We start from the raw sequence: 21701 nt of genomic DNA, 5'->3' as shown, positions 1-21701 counted from the left end.
TCGCCATATTCTTCTTGAGGGTGATGACCAGATCCTCGGCGTTCATACCTGCTCCAATGCCGTGGTTGCTGGTTTCATTATACCACGGTGGCATCACCTATATGTCAATTCTGGTCTAACAGAGCCAATATTTATGCCGACCATGCGAGCGGCAAGGACTTCGATCGACCGCGTTATCGCGAGCTGCTGCACGTCCTGGGAGACGGGGACGTACTGGTGGTGCTTTCTATCGACCGACTTGGTCGTAATTACTCCGAGATTCTTGAGGAATGGCGACGCATTACCAAGGAGCTCGGGGTTGCCATTGTGGTGTTGGACATGCCATTGCTTGACACGCGCGTCAGGGCCAGCGGCGCGCCGGATGTGACCAACATCCTGATTGCCGATATTGTGCTGCAACTGCTGAGCTACGTGGCGCAGGTGGAGCGCGAGAATATCCATCGGCGCCAGGCGGAGGGAATTGCAGCGGCGCGGGCGCGAGGGGTCCGTTTCGGTCGACCTCGCAAGCCGCGCCCTCCTCAGTTTGAGCTGGTGCGCGATAGCTATGAGGCAGGCGATATTACCCGCAGCCAGGCAGCAAAGTGCTTGGGTGTGTGCGTGGGGACGTTCGATCGCTGGATGCGCGAGGCGGGGTAGGGGTTTGCGTCGCTTTGTCGCTTCCTGTTGCGATTCAAATTTTGATACGTTGACGATGTCATTTGGGGCTACACTCGCTGATATTCAAAAAAGGAGGTTGGCCCTTGGCACGCGTAAAACAAATAATCGGATGGACCGCGATCGTTCTGTTCGCTGTAACGCTGACGGGCATCTGGGTGCTGACGGAGCAAAATGCGGTAGAGACGTCGTTGCTGAGCGAGTCCACCGCGCGTGTGGTGGAGGGTCAGGCTACGGGCGTTCAGGCTGCCGATGCCACGGGTGAAGCTCAGACGGAGAACGGAATGACCGGGGGCACCGATTCGGCTGCCTCGAATGTCCGGTCTGGCCGACTTGCTTCCGTTCGCATGTGGGTGGGCACAAACGTCCGTCGCGTTGCCCATACCGTAGAGTTTTTCTTCGTCGGATTGTTCGCCTCGGTGGTCGTGGTTTGCTTTTCCAGGCGTCCGTGGAGCGTATGCTCCCGTTGCGTGCCCGTATTGCTCTTTTGCGCCGCCTGCTCCGTTGGCGATCAGGTACATAAGATCTTTGTTCCCGGCAGGCATTTCGACGTTATCGATTTAGGATTCGATGCTGCGGGCTATGTCACCGCCATGCTGTTGGTATTGCTGGCGGCGGCGTTGGTGCGCCATGCGACTCGGCCGATCGGCGCCCATGCGAGGCGCTAGCCGGTAACAAACCCGTTTCTGATAATGCGACCTTGTTGAATTATTTTGTGTCGCGCGTATTTCCGAGCGGTCGGATTTGAGGGGCGAGCGGTAGAACGCTCGCCCTTTGTGCGCCACGATGCGGCACAATGTACCGTAAAAGCTGTTTATATCCGGTACGAATCGTTCGTTGGTCTTTAATTCTTCTCAACGGAGGTGTTTGAGATGGCAAACGGATTGCTTTTGCGGCTTCGCGAGCGTGAGCTCAGCGCGTGCCCGGCGGAACGCAATGTCATCGCATATGTAAGCGCTCATCCGCACGAGGTGGTCGGGCTGTCCGTCCGCGGTCTTGCCGATGCCACGTTCTCCTCGCCCTCGAGCATTTTGCGCTTTTGCAAGCGCTTGGGTTTTGCGGGCTACAAGGAGTTCCAGCGCGAACTGATTGCCGAGCTGGCGCTCTTGGGTGACAAGAAAGACGTTGCCCTCGAGGACATCTCCATGGATGACAGCGTCGAACGTATCGTGGGGAAGGTGATGAAAAGCAACGTGCGCACGATTGAAGCGACGGCGCGAACGCTCGATTACACCGTCTTGGAGCGATGTGCGGCCTATCTTAAGCGGGCACGCGCGGTCAATCTGTTCGGTATCGGTGCCTCTCGTTTGGTCGCGCACGATCTGGCGCAAAAGCTCATGCGTGTCGACAAAGAGTGCCATCTGTACGACGACTGGCATGATCAACTCTTGTGTGCCAAGAACATGCATGAGGGCGATATGGCAATCGCCTTTAGCTACTCGGGCTTGACGCAAGAGGTGCTGGACTGCACCGCCGAGGCTCAACGTCACAGCTGTCCCGTTGTGGCCGTTACCAAAGTAGATGGATCATCCAAGCTTGCCACCATGGCCGATGCCGTGCTCGGCGTCGCTGCGAGTGAACCCTTGGTCCGCAGTGGTGCCATGGCTTCGCGTATGGCTCAGCTTATGGTTGTCGATGCCCTGTACGCTGCTTACGTTGCCAGCGACTACGAACGGGCGACGCATGTCATTAAGCAAAACTACATCGAGAAACAGGAAAGATGAGGTGAATGAAATGCTCGATTTAACAAAATTCACGACCGAACAGCGTAATCAAAGGTCAATGGACCTCGATACGATGACATCGCTGCAAATCGTCACGACGATGAACGATGAGGATCTTCGTGCCGTCCAGTCGGTCACAAAAGTGCTGCCCCAGGTTGCCACAGCAATCGACTGGGCTGCTGAGGCACTCGAGCGCGGCGGGCGCGTCTTTTACATGGGCGCAGGCACCAGCGGTCGTCTGGGCGTACTCGACGCTTCGGAGTGTCCGCCCACGTTTGGCGTGTCACCCGATCTGATTGTCGGGCTCATTGCCGGAGGCGAGACGGCGTTTATCAAGGCTGTCGAAGGTGCCGAAGACAGCGAGGAGCTTGGCGCGAGCGACCTGCGGGGGCGTGGACTCTCGGACAAGGATCTTGTCGTTGGCCTGGCGGCAAGCGGTCGTACTCCCTATGTGGTGGGCGGCCTTGTGTACGCCAAGGCAACTGGGTGCAAGACGATCGCAATTGCCTGCAACCAAGGGTCGAAGATCGGGGAGAGCGCAGATCTTGCCATTGAACCCGTGCCCGGTCCCGAGGTACTGACCGGCTCAACGAGGCTCAAGGCGGGAACGGTTCAAAAGCTCATTCTCAACATGATTTCGACCGGTGCCATGGTCAAGATCGGCAAGGTATACCAAAACCTGATGGTCGATGTGCAGCAGACGAACGAGAAGTTGGTGGTGCGCGGCCAGAACATCGTGATGGAGGCGACCGGCTGCACGCGCGAGTGCGCTATTCAGGCGCTTGCAGATGCCGGCGGCCACGTAAAAACCGCTATTGTCTCGGTACTGCTGGACTGCGATGCCGAGCAGGCTGCGGTAGCTCTTGAGCGAGCGCGAGGCCATGTCCGTGCTGCGGTGAGTGGCCATGAGAAGAGCAATGCCGATGCCCAATAGGTGTGCGGCGTGAGCTGATATGACATCCAGACGAGATACCCAATACAAGGAGGAGTTATGACGAACAAAGAGCTGGCTCAAAAGCTGCTGGACCTTTTGGGCGGTAAGGACAACGTGCTGGCAAACGCGGCGTGCATGACGCGCCTGCGCGTGACCGTCAAAGACACGGGCAACGTCGACACGGAGGGCATTAAGGCACTCGACGGCGTGATGGGCCTGGTCGAGGACGACACGATGCAGATCGTGCTGGGTCCGGGCAAGGTGAATAAGGTGCTCGAGGAGTTCTCCAAGCTCACCGGCCTTGCGAAAGGCGTTGCCGACGAGAGCGTGGTTGACGCTGCGGCCACAAACAAGGCCGCGCAGAAGGCCAAATACGAGTCTAAGCCGGTTCAGGCCTTCCTCAAGAAGATTTCCAATGTCTTCGTCGCCCTGCTTCCCGGCATCATTGCGGCTGGCCTCATCAACGGTATCTGCAACGTCATTAACGTCTCGACGGCAGGCGCGCTTGCGGGCGAGTGGTGGTACCAGGGCATTCGTTCCATGGGCTGGGCCCTGTTTGCCTATCTGCCCATCTTGGTGGGCTATAACGCGGCACGTGAGTTTGGTGGCTCCGCTGCGCTGGGCGGCATCGCCGGCATGATGTGTATCGCCAACAGTGCCATGCCCCTGCTTGCGCCTGGCGCGGCCGATCCTGCCACTGCCATTTTGCTGCCGCTCACCAATGCGCAGTACAACCCCGCGGCGGGCGGCATGATTGCGGCTCTCATCGCTGGCGCATTTTTTGCCTGGATGGAGCGTCAGATTCGCAAGGTTATGCCCAACGCGCTCGACACGTTCTTGTCCCCACTGCTGGTGCTCATCATCGGCGCCTTTGCTCTGATGCTCGTCATCCAGCCGGTTGGCGCATGGCTGACGACTGCCATCTTTAGCGTTTTGACCTTTATCTTCGAGAAGCTGGGCGTCCTGGGCGGCTATATCCTGTCGGCAGGCTTCTTGCCGCTGGTTTCCGTCGGCCTGCATCAGGCGCTCACGCCGATCCACGCTATGCTCAACGATCCCGACGGCGCTACCAAGGGTATCAATTACCTGCTCCCCATCCTTATGATGGCTGGCGGCGGCCAGGTCGGTGCCGGTTTGGCGCTGTACTTTAAGACCAAGAACGCCAAGCTTAAGAAGTACGTCGCAGAGTCCATTCCCGTTGGAATCCTGGGTGTGGGCGAGCCCCTGATGTATGCTGTTACGCTGCCGCTCGTTCGTCCGTTTGTGACGGCCTGTCTGGGTGCCGGATTTGGCGGCGCGCTCGCAGCGCTGCTTCACATCGGCACGGTTTCTCAGGGCGTTTCCGGTCTGTTTGGCCTGCTGATCGTCGTTCCTGGCCAGCAGCTCGGCTACGTTGCCGCTATGCTGCTTGCCTATGTCGCCGGCTTTGTCCTGACGTGGTTCTTTGGCGTCGACGAGCAGAAGATCAACGAGTTCTTTGGCGAGTAGTTTGATATCGCGAGCCGTGTTGCTCAGGGCTCGCGGCGCGCGGCAGATTTCTTGATGCTATGGTTGTGCCGGCGGGGCTAACTGCTCCGCCGGCCTTTTTTAAAGGAGCGTTGAAACGTGAAAACGGGTATTTCGATTTATCTTTCCAGCCCTCTGCAGGATATTGAGCGGACGATCGAGCGTGGTGCCGCGGCGGGTGCGCGCTATGCGTTCACCTCACTGCATATTCCCGAGGATGGGGGAGCGGCGTATGCCGATAAGGTCCGTCATGTGCTGTCGCTGCTTTCCGCCCGCGGCATTGCGCTCATTGCCGATGTGGGGCCTCGCACGTGCGATTTGCTCGGGCTTGAGCGCATCGAGGACCTGCGCGATCTGGGGTTGGAATACCTTCGTTTGGACTATGGCTTTAGCGCCCAGCGGGTCGCGGAGCTGTCCGGTGTATTTCGCATAGTGGTCAATGCATCGACGGTGAGTTCTGATGAAATCGCATCGTGGCGTGAGGCCGGTGCCGATGTGACTCGTTTTGCCGCCTGCCACAATTTTTACCCCAAGCCTTATACCGGCTTAGCTCTGGAGGACATTGCTCGGGTGAATCTTCGTCTTGCGGCGCTTGGATTCGAAATCATGGCTTTTGTGCCGGGCGATGCCAACGTTCGCGGGCCGGTATTCGAGGGACTGCCGACGGTCGAGGCGCAGCGCGGTCGCGCGTCAAAGGTTGCTCTCAATATGCTTGAGCTTGCACATGGCGCCGATTGCGACATTGTGTTGGTCGGCGACCCCGATCTTTCCGATGCGGGCTGGGCGCAGTTTGCTCATGTCTCCGCCGGATACGTGGACCTGCAATGCGAGCTTGAGCCCGGTTATGCCTATGTACGTGGGCAGATTCATCACGACCGACCCGATTCGAGCACCCTCATCTTTAGGTCTCAGGAGTCGCGTACGACGCTTAAACCGGATTCCGTGCCGATGGATGCCGGTGCCGGCCTGTCACGAAAGACGGGGTCGATCGCTGTGAGCAATAGCGGCTATGGGCGCTACGAAGGCGAGCTTGAGATTGCGCGGGTCGATCTTCCCGGTGACGAGCGCATGAACGTTGCGGGTCATATCACGCCCGAGGCAATGGAGCTGCTGCCGTTCATCAAACGCGGATTCGGGGTACGGTTCGTTTAGCGTGTGACCCGTGGGCTACAATTGGCCCATCATGCGAAGGCGCCTCGTGTGGCGTGTGCCTGCGTTGGCTGATCTATATTCGGAGGATTTCCATGACCGTACTGTTTGTTGAATATCCCAAGTGCTCGACCTGTAAGAAGGCCAAGGCATGGCTGGACGAACACGGGGTAGAGTATATCGACCGCGATATCGTTTTGGACAATCCCACGGCTGATGAGCTTGCGACCTGGATTGCTCGTTCGGGACTGCCGGTGCGGCGCTTCTTTAATTCGTCGGGCATGAAATATCGAGAGCTGGGCCTGAAGGCGCGTCTAGATGCGGGCATGACGGATCGGGAGTGCTACGAGCTGCTGGCGACCGACGGCATGCTGGTTAAGCGTCCGCTGTTGGTGGGCGACGACTTTGCGATTCCCGGCTTTAGGGAATCGGCTTGGGTCGAGGCGTTGCTGTAGCGGCTGCGGAAAGTGCGACCCGTTTTGAGTGCTCAGGGTGGGACGTGTTTTCCATCGGCGGGCTCGCTCGGCTCAATCATCGAGCTGTGCCCATTCGTGCGGATCGTAGACCTTTACGTGCTTGTTGGGCTTGCCGCTCCAGTACTCCTCGTCCATAAAGGGCAGATATGCCTGAACGCCGGGGCAGATAAAGGGAATCCGCTGCTGTTGCAGTCGCTCGCGCTGGCGCTGCTCCAGGCGCGCCTCGGATATGACGGTCGGCATGCCGGACAGCTCGACGAGGCTTGCCTGGATTCGCTTAAGGTCGGGGAGTCCCGCGTGCCATGACACCCGCATGATCAAAAAGGATGCACGGCGGTATTTTGCCTGCATCACCGTGATGGCGGGGCGCAGTGTGGGATGGATTTTGTCCCGTTCGGGCCAAAGGTCAGCAGTGATCTCGAGGCCCAGGGTCTCCCATAGGTAATCAAGCTCTTCGTCCATGGTGCCTCGATATCTACGCGATCATTGATACTTCGATTGTGTTGCCTGGTGCTATCGTTTTCGCGGTAGAATCTGCCAACGGTTGACGGCTACCGCTCGCGGCGTTTTGCCCTTCGTGTACAGCGGTCGGCTTCACAGGTCCTTCACGGGTTGGACTAAATTAGGCCAATTTGACTGAATTTCAAAAAAGTCAAAATTGGGGCTTGCGTCATGGCGAGACTTCCCGTATATTTCTTTCTTGCGCAAAGGCACAGCCGAGCGCAGCGATGCAGTCATTGGGATGTCGTCTAATGGCAGGACAGCGGATTCTGGTTCCGTCAATGGGGGTTCGACTCCCTCCATCCCAGCCATTGCATTTGCTACATATGGCCCGTTCGTCTAGCGGTTTAGGACGCCGCCCTCTCAAGGCGGAGATCACCAGTTCGAATCTGGTACGGGCTACCAAAATTGAACGCCCGGGCCTCGTAAGAGACCCGGGTTTTGTGTATTGACCGTATATACGGCGCCTGCCGTGTTTCGCTCAGATCGAGGAGTAGCCATGGATCTGCCCATCAGCTTGCAAGACATCACGTATGCCGAGAACTATCTGGCGCAGGGCGACCTGGCTACGGCGACGCCGCTGCTGGAGCGTCTGGTGGAGCTCGCCGAGGAGTATATCGACGCTGAGTGCAAGACGGTGGAGAAGCGCCAATACTTTAGCTTCGATAGCAAGTTTGAGCGCTTGGCCTATCGCCGCGTGGAGAAGGATCCGCGCGAGCTCGTGCAGGTCGAGGTGCCGTTTGACCGCCTGTACTCTGACATGGCGTTTGCCTACATTCGCCAGCAGGATTATGTGAGCGCTCGCAATGCCCTGATGCAGGCTGTGCGTTGGGACCCCATGAACTGCAACTATCGCTTGGATTTGGCCGAGCTGTTCCGCGCACTCGAGGACAAGCAGGAATGGGCATCGCTCTCGTTCTCGGTGCTGGAGCGTGCAAGCGATGGCAAGTGCGCCGCCCGCGCTTACGCCAATCTAGGTCAGTACTTCTTGGAGCCCGAGACCGAGAACGTTTCGGCTGCCGTGGGCTGCGCGCGTCTGGCGCTGCGCCTGGCGCCCAACGATGCGCATACGACGCGCCTGCTCAACAAGATCCATACCACCTATCCGGATGCCGCTGATGAGAGCGACGACCACGTGATGGGTGAACTGGCCCTGCAAGGCGTGCCGACCTCGCCTTCGGCCGAGATTGCCATCTGCCTGATTATGTGCGCGACCGATGCTGCGAGTGACGGCGACAAGCAGGAGGCGACGCGCCTGACGGTGCGTGCTCGCGACTTGGTGGGCGAGGAGGCCTGCGCGGCGATTATCAAACTGGTGCGCGAGAGCGATGCCGAGCTCAATGCCGAGCGCAAGGCAAAGCGTGAGGCTGCGGGCTCAAACGCCGATGGAGCCAAGGAGGCCGGCGATGCCCAGTAAGAGCGAGCGCAAACTCATTTCCAAGAATCGCTCGGCACATCACGAGTACTTTATCGATGAGACGTTTGAGTGCGGTATTGAGCTGAGCGGCACCGAGGTCAAGTCGATTCGCGAGCGCGCCTGTCAGATCACTGACACTTTTGCGCTGATTCGTGGCGGCGAGTGCTGGCTCGTCGGACTGCATATCCACCCTTATAGCCATGGTGGCGTGTGGAATCGCGATCCCGATCGTCGGCGTCGTCTGCTGCTGCACCGCAAGGAGATCGACTTTCTTGACGGCAAACTTCGCAACCGTGGTTATGCGCTGGTTCCGTTGGAACTCTACTTTAATACCGACGGCCGCGTAAAGCTGCTGCTGGGTCTGGGTCGCGGCAAGAAGCTCTACGACAAGCGCGAGGACATGGCCAAGCGTGATGTCCAACGCGAGATCGACCGCGCCCTTAAGGAACGCAACCGCTAGGCACTCTGTATAAGTTGCGGTGGAATACGGACTGTTTTGCCTGTTTGAGGGGCTATTCAGTCCCTATTTCACCGCAACTGCGGGCGTCTCATCTTTCTTACTGTTCTGACACATATGTTTCAAAGGCGGCGTCCGTTATGGGTGCCGCCTTTTTTGTGGGTACATACATTCATGAGGTTCCAACCCGAGCTAGGGGAGTGATCGTTATGGACAAAACTGCGTTCTTTACCATGCCGAGCGGTCTGTACGTGGTGAGCGCTGCGGCAGAAGGGTTGCGCGCCGGCTGCGTCATCAACACTGCGGTGCAGGTGACGTCCATGCCGCCGCGTATTTCGGTTGCCGTGAACAAGGACAATGTCACCTCGGGCGTCATCGCATCGGCCAAAGCGTTCGCGCTGACCGTGATCGATCAGACCGCCGACATGCTCTACATCGGTAACTTTGGGTTCCGCACCAGCAGCGATTATGACAAGTTTGCCAAATACGAGACCCGCGAGACGGCTCTGGGCATGCCCTATGTGCCTGAGCACGCGGCGGCGCTGTTCAGCTGCCGTCTGATCGATACCGTGGATGTGGGCACGCACCTGCTCTTTATCGGCGAGGTGGAGGATGCCGAGCGCTTGAGCGGCGAGGCCCCGCTGACCTATGACTACTATCACAAGGTCTTGAAGGGCAAGACGCCGCCCAAAGCCTCGTCGTATCAAGGCTAGAAATGTTCTAAAAATGCTTGTATTATATTATTGAGAATATATACTAATAAGCAAGTACACCAGCAGTCGCGTTCGAGAGGAGAACATCATGGCTGAGGAGAAAAAGACGTATAAGTTTGTGTGCGTCGTTTGCGGTTACGAGGTTGAGGTCGACACGCCCGAGCTGCCCGAGGACTACGTGTGCCCGGTGTGCGGCGTTGGTCCCGATGAGTTTGAGCTCGTCGAGGAGTAGCTCGCAGACACACGACTTGCAGCAACACATAGCTCTGTCCAAGGGTCTCGGTCGGATATTCCGGCCGGGACCCTTTTCCTCCGTCCCCAAGGGATCACGGCTGCTGTTAGCCGATCCAGTCTGTCGTGAGTCCGGCCGACCTTTTGTCTCAATCTGTAACATCTAACGACTCAAAACGGGTCTTCCTGTTACAGATTGAGACAAAAGGTTGGAGCTGAAGAAATGTCTCGATCTGTAACATCTAGAAGTGGAAAATGGGTCCACTTGTTACAGATCGAGACAAACCAAAACCGTCCGGCAGAAGATCTCGATCTGTGACACCTAGACATCAAAAGCGGGTCTAGATGTTACGGATCGAGACGTTTGCCTGGGTAGGTGCTCCGCCCCATTACATCCCTGTCAACAACACGACATCAAGAATCGTCACGATGACGCCGATCCCTACGAGCAACGCGTTGAGCGGGCGCGAGTTGGCGTATTTGCCCATGACGCGGGGCGAACTGGTGAGTCGTATGAGCACAAAGACCGTAATCGGCAATTGAAGCGACAGCAGCGCCTGGCTCCAGATGAGGCCCTCAAAGGGATTTTTGACGACCAGGCATGCCGTCACTGCGCCGACGAAACAGGCCGCCACCCCGATCGAGGAGTGTCGGTCGTGGATGTCGTATTCCTCGTCGAACACACCCGCGGTGATGGTGCCTGCCGCCATGCCCGCCGTCACACTGCTCGAGAGGCCCGCAAACAGCAGCGCCACCGCAAAGATGGTCGAGCTCGCCGGGCCCAAGATGGGGGAGAGCGTGGCCGCTGCGACGGCGAGGTCGTCTACGACAATGCCGTGCGCAAAGAAAGTCGTCGCGGCCAGGATGACCATGGCCGAGTTGATTGCCCAGCCAACACCCATCGAAAAGAGCGTGTCAAAGAGCTCGTAGCGCAGACGTTCTTCGATAACCTGCTCGCCTTGGCCTTCGAAGTGCATGGATTGGATGACCTCGGAGTGCAGGAAGAGGTTGTGGGGCATAACGACCGCGCCCAGGACACTTACGATAATCGCGGCCGAGCCGGTGGGCATACTGGGTGTGATCCAGCTTGTGGCGGCTTGCGGCCAGTCGACCTTGACTAGTGCAAGCTCGGCTAAAAACGAAAGTCCCACCACGCCCACGAAGGCGATGATCCAGCGTTCGGCGCGTTTGTAGGAGCTTGTCATGAGCATGACAATCGATGCCGCCGCCACGATGATGCAGCCGGCGCGTACGGGCAGGCCAAAGAGCATTTGAAGCGCGATCGCACCGCCCAGGACTTCGGCCATGGCGGTGGCGATGGTCGCAAGATAGGCACTGGCGAGCACCGTGCGCCCAACGAAGCGGGGGAGGTAACGTGTCGTGGCCTCGGCAAGACAGGCGCCCGTGGCGATACCCAGGTGCGCCGCGTTGTGCTGCAGCGCGATGAGCATGATCGTGGACAGCGTGACGATCCACAGCAGCGCGTAGCCAAACTGCGAGCCGGCGGCCATATTGGAGGCCCAATTGCCCGGGTCGATAAAGCCGACGGTCACGAGCAGGCCGGGCCCGATGTGCCGTGCGATGTCTAGGCCTCCGTGGCCGCCAGTGCGTCGGGAGCCAAAATGATGTTTGAGATGGTTGAGCATGGTGTTGAACATGGTGGGTTCCTGCATATGGGTGGTGCGGCGCCGCGCTTGGATCACGTGGCGCCGCGCGCTGGGCTTGGGTTGGGGCTACTTGTGCGCCTTGCCCTGATTGGCCACGGCGTCGATCTTGGCGGCGATGGTTGTCGGGTCGCCGATGTAGCGCTTATAGAGGACGTTGAACTCGGCATCGAAGGTGTAGACGAGCGGCACGCCGGTGGGGATGTTGACCTTGACGATCTCCTCGGGCGTGAGGTGCTCGAACTTCATGACGAGAGAGCGCAGGGAGTTGCCGTGCGCGGCGATGAGCACGCGCTTGCCGGCGAGCATCTGGGGGCGAATCTCGTCCTCAAAATAAGGCCAGGCACGGGCAATCGTGTCCTTGAGACACTCGGTGTAGGGTAGCTGGTCGGGCGCGATGTCGCGGTATTGCTCCTGCGTGTGGGGGTCGCGACTATCGCCCGGCTCGAGCGCCGGCGGGCAGACATCGAAGGAACGGCGCCAGATGAGTACCTGCTCGTCGCCGTGCTCCGCCGCGGCATCGGCCTTGTTGAGACCCTGCAGCGCGCCGTAGTGGCGCTCGTTGAGCTTCCAGGACTTGATGACGGGCAGCCATTCGCGGTCCATCTGGGCGAGCACGATGTTGAGGGTATGGATTGCCCGCTTGAGGCGCGAGGTGTAGCAGACGTCAAAGTCGAAACCCGCTTCTTTGAGGGCTCGACCGCCTGCGGCGGCTTCTTCGCGGCCCGTGTCGGTGAGCTCAACATCGGTCCAGCCGGTGAACAGGTTGAGTTTGTTCCACTCGGATTCTCCGTGACGGATAAGGACAAGTTGCATCGTCTGTTGGTCTTTCTGGCGTGCCATGGGGGCCTCCTTGATCTGGCACGGCGCGCGTGCCGTTTGCTTGACGCCGCAAAGGATACCCGTTTTAGGCCAAAAAGTTAACCACGACTAACAAAATTGTTGAATTTGAATGGGGTGGGGAAAGGGGGTTGCCGAAATGTCTTGATCTGTAACAACTAGGGATGGAAATTGGGTCTAGGTGTTACAGATCAAGACAGGAAGAAATGGTCCTATGGAAAATCTCGATCTGTAACAGCTGACCGCCAAAACTGACCCTTCGTGTTACAGATCGAGACATTCGGAACCGTCTCTCGAAAACATCTCAATCTGTAACAGTTAGTCGTCGAAATTGGGTCTTACTGTTACAGATTGAGATGTTTGAAGAGGTGAGTTTGCAGGCCGAACTTGGGGCCTATGTTGTCGCCCTTGAGGTCGGCGGTGTCCACTCGTAGGGCGTGCGTTACGCGATTGTTTCGAAACGGGTGGGAAACACAACAGGCCGGTGATGCTCCTAGTATGCCTATTCAACTGACTGTCTAAATATCTAGGGGAGGATCGCGATGCAGGCAGATTTCGCTCAGCAGCAGGGCCTTTATCGCCCCGAATTCGACCACGATGCATGTGGCATCGGCGCGCTTGCCGATATCAACGGCGAGCGCCATCACCAGATTTTGGACGATGCGCTGTCCATTCTGGTCAACTTGGAGCACCGCGGTGGCACGGGACTCGAGAAGAACACCGGCGACGGCGCTGGCATCCTGTTCCAGGTTCCGCATCACTTTTTCCGTAAAGAGGCTCAAAAGTGCGGCCAGATTCTGCCGGCAGAGGGCGACTATGGCGTGGCCATGCTGTTCTTCCCGCAGGACGACAAGGGCGTAGAGGATGCCCGCCGCGTGTTTGAAGAGGGTTGCGCCGAGGCCGGCGTGCCGCTGCTCTTTTGGCGCGAGGTACCGGTCGACCCGCACGACCTGGGCGAGACGGCCCGCGCCTGCATGCCCACTATCCTGCAGGCCTTCCTGGGCCGTCCGGACGACACGCCCGCCGGCGATGCCTTCGAGCGTCGTCTGTACGTGTGCCGCCGCACCATCGAAAAGAAGGCCGATGCTGAGTTTGCCCTGCGCGACAAGATCTTCTATGTGTGCTCTATGAGCTCGCGCACCATCGTGTACAAGGGCATGCTGGTCGCCACGCAGATGCGCCGCTTCTTCATCGATCTCAACGACGCCGCCGTCAAGACGGCCGTGGCGCTCGTCCACTCGCGCTACTCCACCAACACTACGCCCAGCTGGGAGCGCGCGCACCCCAACCGCTTTATCATCCACAACGGCGAGATCAACACCCTCAAGGGCAACGTCAACTGGATCCGCGCCCGCGAACCCAACCTGTACAGCCCCGTGCTGCAGCACGATCTTGAGCGCGTGATGCCCATCATCAACCGCGAGGGCTCCGACTCCGCGATTCTGGACAATGTGCTTGAGTTTTTGGTCATGAACGGTCGTCCGCTCACGCGTGCCGCATCCATGCTGCTGCCCGAGCCGTGGGACCACAACGACAGCCTGAGTGAGGAGCGCCGCGCCTACGACGCTTACCAGTCCATGCTCATGGAACCGTGGGATGGCCCGGCGGCCATCGCCTTTACCGACGGTCGCACGCTGGGTGCCGCCCTCGATCGTAACGGCTTGCGTCCCGCCCGCTACTATGTGACGCGCGACGGTCGCTTTATGCTGGCAAGCGAGGTGGGCACCATCGAGGTGAGCCCCGAGAACATCCTGACGAGCGGCTGCCTGGGACCGGGCCAGATGCTCGAGGTCGACTTTGCCCGCGGGCGCGTCATCTACAACGATGAGCTGCGTGCCCGTTACGCCAAGGAAAAGCCCTACCGCGACTGGATTGCCGAGGAGACGCTGACCGTCGACGCGCTCGACAAGCCCGTCGCGCCCACGCCCGCCGAGGATACCGAGGTGCCCGCCGCCGTGCGCATGGCCAAGCTCGGGTATCACTGGGATGATGTTGACGAAGTCGTGCGTCCCATGGCCCAGCAGGGCAAGGCGCCGCTCGCCTCGATGGGTATCGATGCGCCGCTGGCCTGCCTGTCCAAGAAGACGCGCTCGTTCTTTGACTACTTCTATCAGCTGTTCGCCCAAGTCACGAATCCGCCGATCGATGCCCTGCGCGAGCACATGGTGACTTCGACCACGCTCTACCTGGGCAACCACGGCAACTTGCTCGAGGACTCCCGTACGGCCTGCCAGCTGGTGCGCCTGGAGCGCCCGCTGCTGAGCGAGGAGGAGTTCGACCGCATTTGCGCGATTGACCGTGTTGGCTTTAAGACCCGCCGGTTCCGTGCCGTGTACCGCCGCGACGCGGGTGAGGGCGCGCTGCAGGCTGCGCTCAAGCAGCTTGCCGAAGACGTCGAGGCTGCGGTCCGCGACGGCGTGAACATCGTGGTGTTGAGCGACCGTGCTGCGGCGGGCGAGGTCCCTGTGCCGTCACTGCTCGCCGTGGGCTGCGTGCACAACCACCTGATCCGCGCCGGCGTGCGTACCTTTGCCGACATCGTGGTGGAGTGCGGCGACGCCGTGTCTCCGCACGACTTTGCGGCGCTGGTGGGCTACTCCGCAAGCGGCATCTACCCGTACAACGCGCATGCGTGCATCCGCGACTTGGCGGCGCACGGCGATCTGGACGTGACAGCCGAGCAGGGCATCGCCAACTACAACAAGGCTGCGACTGCCGGCATCGTTTCCATCATGTCCAAGATGGGCATCTCCACGGTGCAGAGCTACCATTCGGCGCAGATCTTCGAGGCCGTGGGCTTTACGCCGGAGTTTGTCAACGCGTACTTCGCCGGCACGGTGAGCCGTGTGGGCGGTATGGGTGTCGAGGACGTCGAGCGCGAGCAAAACGAGCGCTACGACGCCGCGCTCGCTATCCTTAAGAGCCCGGCTCCCGATCAGCTGCCCACGCTGGGCCTGACCAAGTGGCGCCCGCTCGGCGGCGAGGATCACCTCATCGATCCGCAGACTGTCTATTTGCTGCAGACCGCCTGCCGTGAGGACAGCTACGACACCTTTAAGGAGTACAGCGCCCGCCTGCACCGCACCGGCCGTGCCGTGCGCCTGCGCGACCTGCTGGACTTTGATGCCGGCGGCCGCACCCCGGTGGCACTCGACGAGGTCGAGCCCGCGCTCAACATCGTTCGCCGCTTTAACACCGGCGCCATGTCGTACGGTTCCATCAGCAAGGAAGCACACGAGTGCATGGCCATCGCCATGAACCGCCTGCACGGCCGTTCCAACTCGGGCGAGGGCGGCGAGGATCCGCGCCGCGAGACCCCGCTGGCTAACGGTGACTCCAAGAACTCCGCCATCAAGCAGGTGGCAAGCGCGCGCTTTGGCGTGACGAGCCGCTACCTGTGCAGCGCCTTCGAGATTCAGATCAAGATGGCCCAGGGCGCCAAGCCTGGCGAGGGTGGCCACCTGCCCGGCAAGAAGGTCTACCCCTGGATTGCCGAGGTCCGTCAGTCCACGCCTGGCATCGGCCTGATCTCGCCTCCGCCGCACCACGACATCTACTCCATCGAGGACCTGGCAGAGCTGATCTTCGATCTTAAGAACGCCAACCCCGGCGCACGCGTGTCGGTCAAGCTGGTCAGCGAGGCCGGCGTCGGCACCATCTCCACCGGTGTGGCCAAGGGTGCCGCCGACAAGATCTTGATCAGCGGCCACAACGGCGGCTCCGGTGCTGCGGCGCGCGATTCGATCTGGCACGCCGGTCTGCCGCTGGAGCTTGGCCTTGCCGAGGCCCAGCAGACGCTGCTGCAAAACGGCCTGCGCTCACGCGTGGTGCTCGAGGCCGATGGCAAGCTCATGGACGGCACCGACGTCGCCGTCGCCTGCCTGCTGGGTGCCGAGGAGTTTGGCTTTGCGACCATGCCGCTCATCTCCATGGGCTGCCTCATGCAGCGCGACTGCCAGCAGGATACCTGCCCGGCCGGCATCGCTACGCAAAACTGCCGCCTGCGTCGCGGCTTCCGCGGCAAGCCAGAGCACGTCGAGCACTTTATGCTCTTTGTTGCCGAGCAGCTGCGCGAGGTCATGGCGAGCCTGGGCTTCCGCACCGTCGACGAGATGGTCGGCCATCCCGAGTGCTTGCGCCAGATTGAGGTCCCGGGCAACCGCAAGGCTAACCTGCTGGATCTGTCGCCCGTGCTGGCGAGCGCGACCTGTGAGTTTGGTGCCCACATCCCGGGTGCCGACGGCCGTCACTTCCTGCCCCAGATGGCTGCGGACAGCGAGCTCGACAAGACGCTCGACTCCACGTTGTTTGTGCCCTATACGGCCGATGCCCGTGCGCACCTGCGTCCGATTCGCTTCCGCGCCGATATCGCCAACGTCAACCGCTGCGTGGGCACCATTTTGGGCAACGCGGTGACCAAGGCGCATCCCGAGGGCCTGCCCGCCGGCTCCATCACCATCGATTGCGATGGTTCGGCCGGTCAGAGCTTTGGCGCCTTCCTGCCGCGCGGCATTACGCTCAACGTGTGCGGCGACGCCAACGACTACTTTGGCAAGGGCCTTTCGGGCGGCGAGGTGTCGGTGCGCCCCAACCCGCATGCGACCTACAAGTTCGATGAGAACATCATCGTGGGCAACGTTGCGTTCTTTGGCGCCACGAGCGGCCGCGGCTTCATTAACGGCCTGGCAGGCCAGCGCTTTGGCGTACGCAACTCCGGTGCCACGGTGGTGGTCGAGGGCTGCGGCAACCATGGCTGCGAGTACATGACGGGTGGTCTGGCGCTCATCCTGGGCGAGGTCGGGCAGAACTTCGCTGCCGGCATGACGGGTGGCGTGGCCTATGTCTTTGACCAGTACGGCACGCTCGATGCCCGTGTGAACCACGAGAGCGTTGAGCTTAAAGCCCCGACGGCCGGCGAGCTGGCGCAGATTTGCGCGCTCATCCAAGAGCACGTGGACGCGACGCAGAGCCCACGCGGCATCAAGCTGCTCTACAGCTTTGAGACGATGAGCAAGCACTTTGTGAAGGTCATTCCGACCGAGTACGAGCGCGTGCTGGCGATTGTCGCCGCCGCCGAGGCCGTCGGCAAGACGCATGCGCAGGCCGAGGAGCTGGCGTTTGACATTGTGACCGGTCGGGCGAGTGCCGCGGATGTTGCTCGCTTCGATGTTGCGGGCGGTGCTGCGGGCGCTGCGCCCGTGGCTGCCAGCTCTGTTGCTTCGACCAAGAAGGAGGCGTAAGTGCCATGGGTAAGCCTGGTGCTTTTCTTGATATCGATCGCGTGACCCACGAGCTTCGCCCCGTGGAGGAGCGCAGCCGCGATTTCGATCCGCTGTACGTGGAGCTCGACGACGACGCGCGCCGTGCCCAGGCGAGTCGCTGCATGATGTGCGGTGTGGCGTTTTGTCAGATGGGCGCGAGCTTTGGCAAGGCACGTCCGAGCGGCTGTCCGCTGCACAACCTGATTCCCGAGTGGAACGAGCTGGTATACCGCGGCCGTTGGGACGAGGCTGCCGATCGCCTGTCACTCACCTCGCCCATGCCTGAGTTCACGAGTCGCGTGTGCCCGGCGCTGTGCGAGGCCGCATGCAACCTGGGCTCGGTCGATGGCCAGCCCACGACGATCCATGACAACGAGCGCGCGATTAGCGACCATGAGTGGGCCAACGGCGGTCCGCACCGCTTTGAGCCGGCAGGGGAGGGTGCGCCCACGGTTGCTGTGGTGGGCTCCGGTCCCGCTGGTCTGGTGGCAGCATGGGAGCTTGCGCGTCGTGGCGCCCGCGTGACGGTGTTTGAGCGCGACGATCGCCCCGGCGGTCTGCTCATGTACGGCATTCCCAACATGAAGCTCGAGAAGTCCGTGGTCGAGCGTCGCGTGGCGCTCATGCGCGAGCTGGGCATTGTGTTCGAGCTGGGTGCTGACGTGAGCGATCCCAAGGTTACCGCCAAGCTCGACGACTTTGACGCCGTCGTGGTGGCTGCCGGCGCCCGTGCTCCGCGTGGGCTTTCGGCTGCGAACATTGATGCCCCGGGCGTGGTGTATGCCGTGGACTACCTGACGGCTTCGACCGTCTCGGTGCTCGATGGCGGCGAGCCCGCGGTGAACGCGAGCGGCCTGGACGTTGTGGTCATTGGCGGCGGCGATACCGGTAACGACTGCGTGGGTACCGCGGTACGTCAGGGTGCGCGCAGCGTGCGCCAGTTTGAGTTCTTGCCGGCGGCGCCCGATAAACGTACGGCGAGCAATCCCTGGCCGCAGTGGCCCAATGTGAAGAAGACCGACTACGGCCAGCAGGAGGCCATCGCTGCCATGGGTGGCGAGATGCGTGCCTGGGGCGTGGATACGCTCGAGGTGCTGCTGGACAAGAAGGGCGCGGCCGCGGGCCTGCGCGTGGTCGATCTGGATTGGTCGGCTGGCAAGCCCGAGCGCATCGCGGGCTCCGAGCACGAGGTGCCGACGCAGCTGGTGCTCATCGCCTGCGGCTTTACGGGCCCGGAGCACGGTGTGTTCGACGCCGTTGGTGTGCCCGTTGCCACTGCTGGTCGTCCGCTGCCGGTGATGGCTGCCGAGGGCTCGCATCTCGCGGCTCGCACGGAGGGTGTCGCCGCGGATGCCGCGCCGGTGTATGTGGCGGGTGATGCCCGCAACGGCAGCTCGCTCGTGGTGAGTGCCATGGCCGATGCCCTGGCCTGCGCTGCCGAAGTCGCCGACGCGCTGGAACTGTAAAGTAGTCACGGAGATATTCAACAATCGAATCGGCAAGGGCTGTCCCTAACTGCCGGCACAAAAGGAACGTCCCTAAGTGCCGACAGTTAGGGACGTTCCTTTTCTGTCGGCATTCGGGGACACTCCTTGCGGATTTGCGAGCAGTTTGCTCGTTTGTCGACGTGCGGGTGTTCATTTGTTGACTTCTTGAGCTGTGGTCACCTGTTGTTTCTGTGGTGGCTGCGGGCATCTGGCTCAAAAGGGTTGGTTGGCTGTCTATGTCTACCTGCGATTTTGTTGCGGTGCGCATTTTCGGTCAAGCTTTTCGTCAAGTGTTTGGTCAGCATCTTGTTTGCAGCCGGAGGCCTATTTTGCCCGTGCTGGTCGTGGCTGCCCACCCTCCTCGTAAGCTCAAATTGAGGTCCATCAGTTTGAGGAGGATGCCATGATTGACCACGCTTTTGACCGAGCAGAGCTGGCTGAAGCCGTCGGCAACGATATTGCCGACATGGCCCATTTTTGGATGCTGCGGAAGTTTCAGTTTTTGGAGCCGGCGCGCGAACAGTTCGAGATCATTGTTGACCCGTGGCTCAGCTATTGCACCGAGCCTTCGCAAAACGAAATCATGGCCTACAACATGGCATTTACCGATTGGCTGCTCTTCGAGCGCCCCTATCGCCATGGCAAGACGCTGCTCGAGCTGTATGTTGACGAGCCGCCGGCATCGCTTTCGCCTGCCTCGCTCAAGCGGCTCGAGCAGGTACGCGACACGCAGCATTTCTCGCGCTTTGGCATTTTGGACAAGAATCCTGCGTCCGGCATGGTCGTGCTGAAGGACACGCGCACCGATCATCGCTTTGATGTCTACGATCCGCATATCGTGCAGAAGGAGCATTGGAGTGACGGCGCGATTGCGGTGCGTCTCGCCTGCGTCGACGATGTCTGGCTTACGGCGGGACAGCTCTACCTGTATGACATCGCGCGGCTGAGCGATACGGCGGTCGATGGGCCGGGTGCGGTGCATCCGGAGGACCTGCAGGATGGCTTTGACACCTCGTGCATCAGCTTCTTCTTGCGTCTGGTCCGCGACATCATGGGCGCCCAGGGGCGGTACGTAAAGTCCCTCAACATCTACGAACAGGAATGGGAGTAGGGGGTGTGACTGGTGTCGCCTTGCTGCCCTGACTTTGTCTCAATCTGTAACGTTTAGGGACAAAAAACCGGTCTACCTGTTACAGATCGAGACGAACGCTTGGGCGCCGCTGGTTTGTCTAAATCTGTAACATCTACAGACCCAAATTCGACCTACCTGTTACAGATTGAGACGGAAGGTTGGCGGCTGCCGAAAGATCTTGTTCTGTAACAACTAGAGGCTCAAAGACTGTCTTCCTGTTACAGATCAAGACATTTGTCAGCGGAGGCAACGGTGACGATGGTCCATTTGTCTGACGTGGTGGTGATGAAAGTGCCTAATACCGTTCTCAAACACAAACATGCGACTCGCAACACGTTGGCGCGGAATAGGATGCTCGCGCGGCTCACGGAGACGGCCAAGCAAGGTGCGCTGCTCGCAACGCATGACAATACCGAGCTCATGTGGCTGCGACGCCATGTTGGAACCGACGATATCGCGGAGCCCGAGCCGTACCTGTTCTGTTTTCAGCATGATTGGGATGCATTGACGCCGGCGGAGCGAGCGCTGAGGACTATCAAAGGGCTTGCGGAATTTCATCCCGATTGGGCGTTTTGGGGCTATGACGCGGCGCTTTTGTGGGGTTTGGAGGTGCCGAATGATCTGCTCGGGCCACGATATCTTGTTAAGACGGGTTGTTCGGTGACGTTGAGCGGCGGGTGCAGGTTGTTGCGTCCGCAGATGGCGGGCGCACTCGAGCATGTTGATGGCGTACGGGTGACGTCGTTTTGGCGCACGGTGGAGGATTGCCTACTGCGTGCGCCGTTCTCCTACGGGTTGGCGATTGCCGATTCTGCACTGCGGGCGAAAGGCGTACCACGTGGGGATTTGTGCGAGCGCCTCCGCGCCGATTGCGAGGGCAGGCGAGGGTATCGCAGGGCACAGGTGATTGCGTCGTATGCGGACGGGCTGTCTGAAAACGGCGGCGAGTCTCGGTTCCGAGCATTCTTTATTGCGTACGGCTTTCCGGTTCCGGAGCTGCAGGTGGAGTTTCGCGACCCGCTCGATTCGAGCCAGGTGTTTCGCGTCGACTATTTTTGGCGGCTCGAGGACGGGACGTGTGTCATCGGCGAGCTCGACGGAAAGGGGAAGTACACCTTGCAGAGCGGCGAGGGTCGGGAGTCGGTTGACCCATTCGTGGCAGAGCGTCAGCGGGAATCTCATCTGACAATGCTCGGGCATAAGGTGCTTCGGTTTACGTTTGATGAGCTCAAGAATCCGGGGAAGCTGGTTGAGAAGATGAGGCTGGCGGGTATTCCGCGACGGTCCGATTTGGCTGAGGAGTGGAGACGTCAGTGGTATGGGCGCTGAGAGGTTTCGTCTCGATCTGTAACGTTTAGAGGTTGTTTGAGCTCGTAATTGTTACAGATCGAGACAGGTCGGTGAAACGTCGACCGAATGTCTCGATCTGTAACATCAAGGGGTCCAATAACCCTGTACCTGTTACAGATCGAGACATTTCCCTGGTGTCGTTGGGGTGGGGCTGCAGCGTATTCCGTCTCCCACATCCCCTCTTCCTTCCGTTAACCGATATGCT

The 21701-nt window shown here is 60.1% G+C and carries 17 protein-coding genes, 2 tRNA genes and 1 pseudogene; 17 read left to right on the top strand and 3 right to left on the bottom strand.

The annotated features are described in order from the left end of the window. Positions 1-129 precede the first annotated feature (129 nt). The 7 genes and pseudogenes from AAAX59_RS04180 to AAAX59_RS04150 all read left to right on the top strand — a co-directional run. Positions 130-636 (top strand): annotated as a pseudogene (locus AAAX59_RS04180) (recombinase family protein); the annotation flags it as partial. Positions 637-740: 104 nt separating this feature from the next. Further along, complete coding sequence (locus tag AAAX59_RS04175; protein ID WP_349070758.1) at positions 741-1322, top strand: VanZ family protein; 582 nt, start codon at positions 741-743, stop codon at positions 1320-1322. A gap of 204 nt (positions 1323-1526) precedes the next feature. Beyond that, complete coding sequence (locus tag AAAX59_RS04170; protein ID WP_349070756.1) at positions 1527-2378, top strand: MurR/RpiR family transcriptional regulator; 852 nt, start codon at positions 1527-1529, stop codon at positions 2376-2378. A gap of 10 nt (positions 2379-2388) precedes the next feature. Beyond that, on the top strand, positions 2389-3312 hold the full coding sequence (murQ, locus tag AAAX59_RS04165; RefSeq protein WP_349070754.1) for an N-acetylmuramic acid 6-phosphate etherase: 924 nt from the start codon (positions 2389-2391) through the stop codon (positions 3310-3312). Between the two features lie 57 nt (positions 3313-3369). Then, positions 3370-4800, top strand: a complete 1431-nt coding sequence (locus tag AAAX59_RS04160) for a PTS transporter subunit EIIC (protein WP_349070753.1) — start codon at positions 3370-3372, stop codon at positions 4798-4800. Between the two features lie 117 nt (positions 4801-4917). Then, positions 4918-5970, top strand: a complete 1053-nt coding sequence (locus AAAX59_RS04155) for a MupG family TIM beta-alpha barrel fold protein (RefSeq protein ID WP_349070752.1) — start codon at positions 4918-4920, stop codon at positions 5968-5970. A 92-nt stretch (positions 5971-6062) separates the two neighbouring features. Further along, positions 6063-6422 (top strand): arsenate reductase family protein, encoded by a 360-nt coding sequence (locus AAAX59_RS04150; protein WP_117564210.1) that lies wholly within the window; start codon positions 6063-6065, stop codon positions 6420-6422. 72 nt (positions 6423-6494) lie between these two features. Here the strand turns inward: AAAX59_RS04150 and AAAX59_RS04145 are convergent, their stop codons facing one another. Continuing rightward, entirely contained in the window at positions 6495-6905 is a 411-nt protein-coding gene (locus AAAX59_RS04145) for a hypothetical protein (RefSeq protein WP_349070751.1), read from the bottom strand. Between the two features lie 276 nt (positions 6906-7181). Between AAAX59_RS04145 and AAAX59_RS04140 the strand changes: the two genes are divergently transcribed. From AAAX59_RS04140 to AAAX59_RS04115, 6 genes are all read left to right on the top strand, one after another. Beyond that, a tRNA-Gln gene (locus AAAX59_RS04140) sits at positions 7182-7255 on the top strand. Between the two features lie 17 nt (positions 7256-7272). Further along, a tRNA-Glu gene (locus AAAX59_RS04135) sits at positions 7273-7349 on the top strand. A 94-nt stretch (positions 7350-7443) separates the two neighbouring features. Next, positions 7444-8361 (top strand): hypothetical protein, encoded by a 918-nt coding sequence (locus AAAX59_RS04130; protein WP_349070749.1) that lies wholly within the window; start codon positions 7444-7446, stop codon positions 8359-8361. Then, on the top strand, positions 8351-8821 hold the full coding sequence (gene smpB, locus AAAX59_RS04125) for an SsrA-binding protein SmpB (protein ID WP_349070747.1): 471 nt from the start codon (positions 8351-8353) through the stop codon (positions 8819-8821). Before AAAX59_RS04130 ends, smpB begins: the two co-directional genes overlap by 11 nt. A 206-nt stretch (positions 8822-9027) precedes the next feature. Beyond that, on the top strand, positions 9028-9531 hold the full coding sequence (locus AAAX59_RS04120; RefSeq protein ID WP_349070746.1) for a flavin reductase family protein: 504 nt from the start codon (positions 9028-9030) through the stop codon (positions 9529-9531). Positions 9532-9619: 88 nt separating this feature from the next. Next, on the top strand, positions 9620-9763 hold the full coding sequence (locus AAAX59_RS04115) for a rubredoxin-like domain-containing protein (RefSeq protein ID WP_349070745.1): 144 nt from the start codon (positions 9620-9622) through the stop codon (positions 9761-9763). A 388-nt stretch (positions 9764-10151) separates the two neighbouring features. On the opposite strand, the gene AAAX59_RS04110 is transcribed toward AAAX59_RS04115, so the two are convergent. Continuing rightward, complete coding sequence (locus AAAX59_RS04110) at positions 10152-11420, bottom strand: Nramp family divalent metal transporter (RefSeq protein ID WP_349070743.1); 1269 nt, start codon at positions 11418-11420, stop codon at positions 10152-10154. 75 nt (positions 11421-11495) lie between these two features. Further along, positions 11496-12242 carry a 2,3-diphosphoglycerate-dependent phosphoglycerate mutase gene (gene gpmA / locus AAAX59_RS04105; RefSeq protein ID WP_349070761.1) on the bottom strand — a complete coding sequence of 249 codons (747 nt, stop codon included), beginning with the start codon at positions 12240-12242 and terminating at the stop codon, positions 11496-11498. A gap of 566 nt (positions 12243-12808) precedes the next feature. On the opposite strand from gpmA, the gene gltB reads away from it, so the two are divergent. The 4 genes from gltB to AAAX59_RS04085 all read left to right on the top strand — a co-directional run bounded on the left by gltB (position 12809) and on the right by AAAX59_RS04085 (position 21475). Beyond that, positions 12809-17506, top strand: a complete 4698-nt coding sequence (gene gltB / locus AAAX59_RS04100) for a glutamate synthase large subunit (protein ID WP_349070741.1) — start codon at positions 12809-12811, stop codon at positions 17504-17506. A gap of 5 nt (positions 17507-17511) precedes the next feature. Beyond that, positions 17512-18993: a glutamate synthase subunit beta gene (locus AAAX59_RS04095; RefSeq protein WP_349070740.1), complete on the top strand. Its 1482-nt coding sequence runs from the start codon at positions 17512-17514 to the stop codon at positions 18991-18993. A 424-nt stretch (positions 18994-19417) separates the two neighbouring features. Further along, positions 19418-20125, top strand: a complete 708-nt coding sequence (locus AAAX59_RS04090; protein WP_349070738.1) for a hypothetical protein — start codon at positions 19418-19420, stop codon at positions 20123-20125. Between the two features lie 273 nt (positions 20126-20398). Further along, positions 20399-21475, top strand: a complete 1077-nt coding sequence (locus AAAX59_RS04085; protein ID WP_349070737.1) for a hypothetical protein — start codon at positions 20399-20401, stop codon at positions 21473-21475. Positions 21476-21701 lie beyond the last annotated feature (226 nt).

This window comes from Collinsella sp. CLA-ER-H2, from assembly GCF_040092405.1.
Classification (GTDB): Bacteria; Actinomycetota; Coriobacteriia; order Coriobacteriales; family Coriobacteriaceae; genus Collinsella.
This window is presented reverse-complemented; position numbering and strand designations above follow the sequence as displayed.

What these genes read in the sequence shown, in the direction of transcription:
- smpB (WP_349070747.1), top strand. Translation starts at nt 8,351, where the DNA reads ATGCCCAGTAAGAGCGAGCGCAAACTCATTTCCAAGAATCGCTCGGCA.
- AAAX59_RS04120 (WP_349070746.1), top strand. Translation starts at nt 9,028, where the DNA reads ATGGACAAAACTGCGTTCTTTACCATGCCGAGCGGTCTGTACGTGGTG.
- AAAX59_RS04110 (WP_349070743.1), bottom strand. Translation starts at nt 11,420, where the DNA reads ATGTTCAACACCATGCTCAACCATCTCAAACATCATTTTGGCTCCCGA.
- AAAX59_RS04115 (WP_349070745.1), top strand. Translation starts at nt 9,620, where the DNA reads ATGGCTGAGGAGAAAAAGACGTATAAGTTTGTGTGCGTCGTTTGCGGT.
- gltB (WP_349070741.1), top strand. Translation starts at nt 12,809, where the DNA reads ATGCAGGCAGATTTCGCTCAGCAGCAGGGCCTTTATCGCCCCGAATTC.
- AAAX59_RS04090 (WP_349070738.1), top strand. Translation starts at nt 19,418, where the DNA reads ATGATTGACCACGCTTTTGACCGAGCAGAGCTGGCTGAAGCCGTCGGC.
- AAAX59_RS04130 (WP_349070749.1), top strand. Translation starts at nt 7,444, where the DNA reads ATGGATCTGCCCATCAGCTTGCAAGACATCACGTATGCCGAGAACTAT.
- gpmA (WP_349070761.1), bottom strand. Translation starts at nt 12,242, where the DNA reads ATGCAACTTGTCCTTATCCGTCACGGAGAATCCGAGTGGAACAAACTC.
- AAAX59_RS04095 (WP_349070740.1), top strand. Translation starts at nt 17,512, where the DNA reads ATGGGTAAGCCTGGTGCTTTTCTTGATATCGATCGCGTGACCCACGAG.
- AAAX59_RS04145 (WP_349070751.1), bottom strand. Translation starts at nt 6,905, where the DNA reads ATGGACGAAGAGCTTGATTACCTATGGGAGACCCTGGGCCTCGAGATC.
- AAAX59_RS04150 (WP_117564210.1), top strand. Translation starts at nt 6,063, where the DNA reads ATGACCGTACTGTTTGTTGAATATCCCAAGTGCTCGACCTGTAAGAAG.
- AAAX59_RS04170 (WP_349070756.1), top strand. Translation starts at nt 1,527, where the DNA reads ATGGCAAACGGATTGCTTTTGCGGCTTCGCGAGCGTGAGCTCAGCGCG.
- AAAX59_RS04160 (WP_349070753.1), top strand. Translation starts at nt 3,370, where the DNA reads ATGACGAACAAAGAGCTGGCTCAAAAGCTGCTGGACCTTTTGGGCGGT.
- murQ (WP_349070754.1), top strand. Translation starts at nt 2,389, where the DNA reads ATGCTCGATTTAACAAAATTCACGACCGAACAGCGTAATCAAAGGTCA.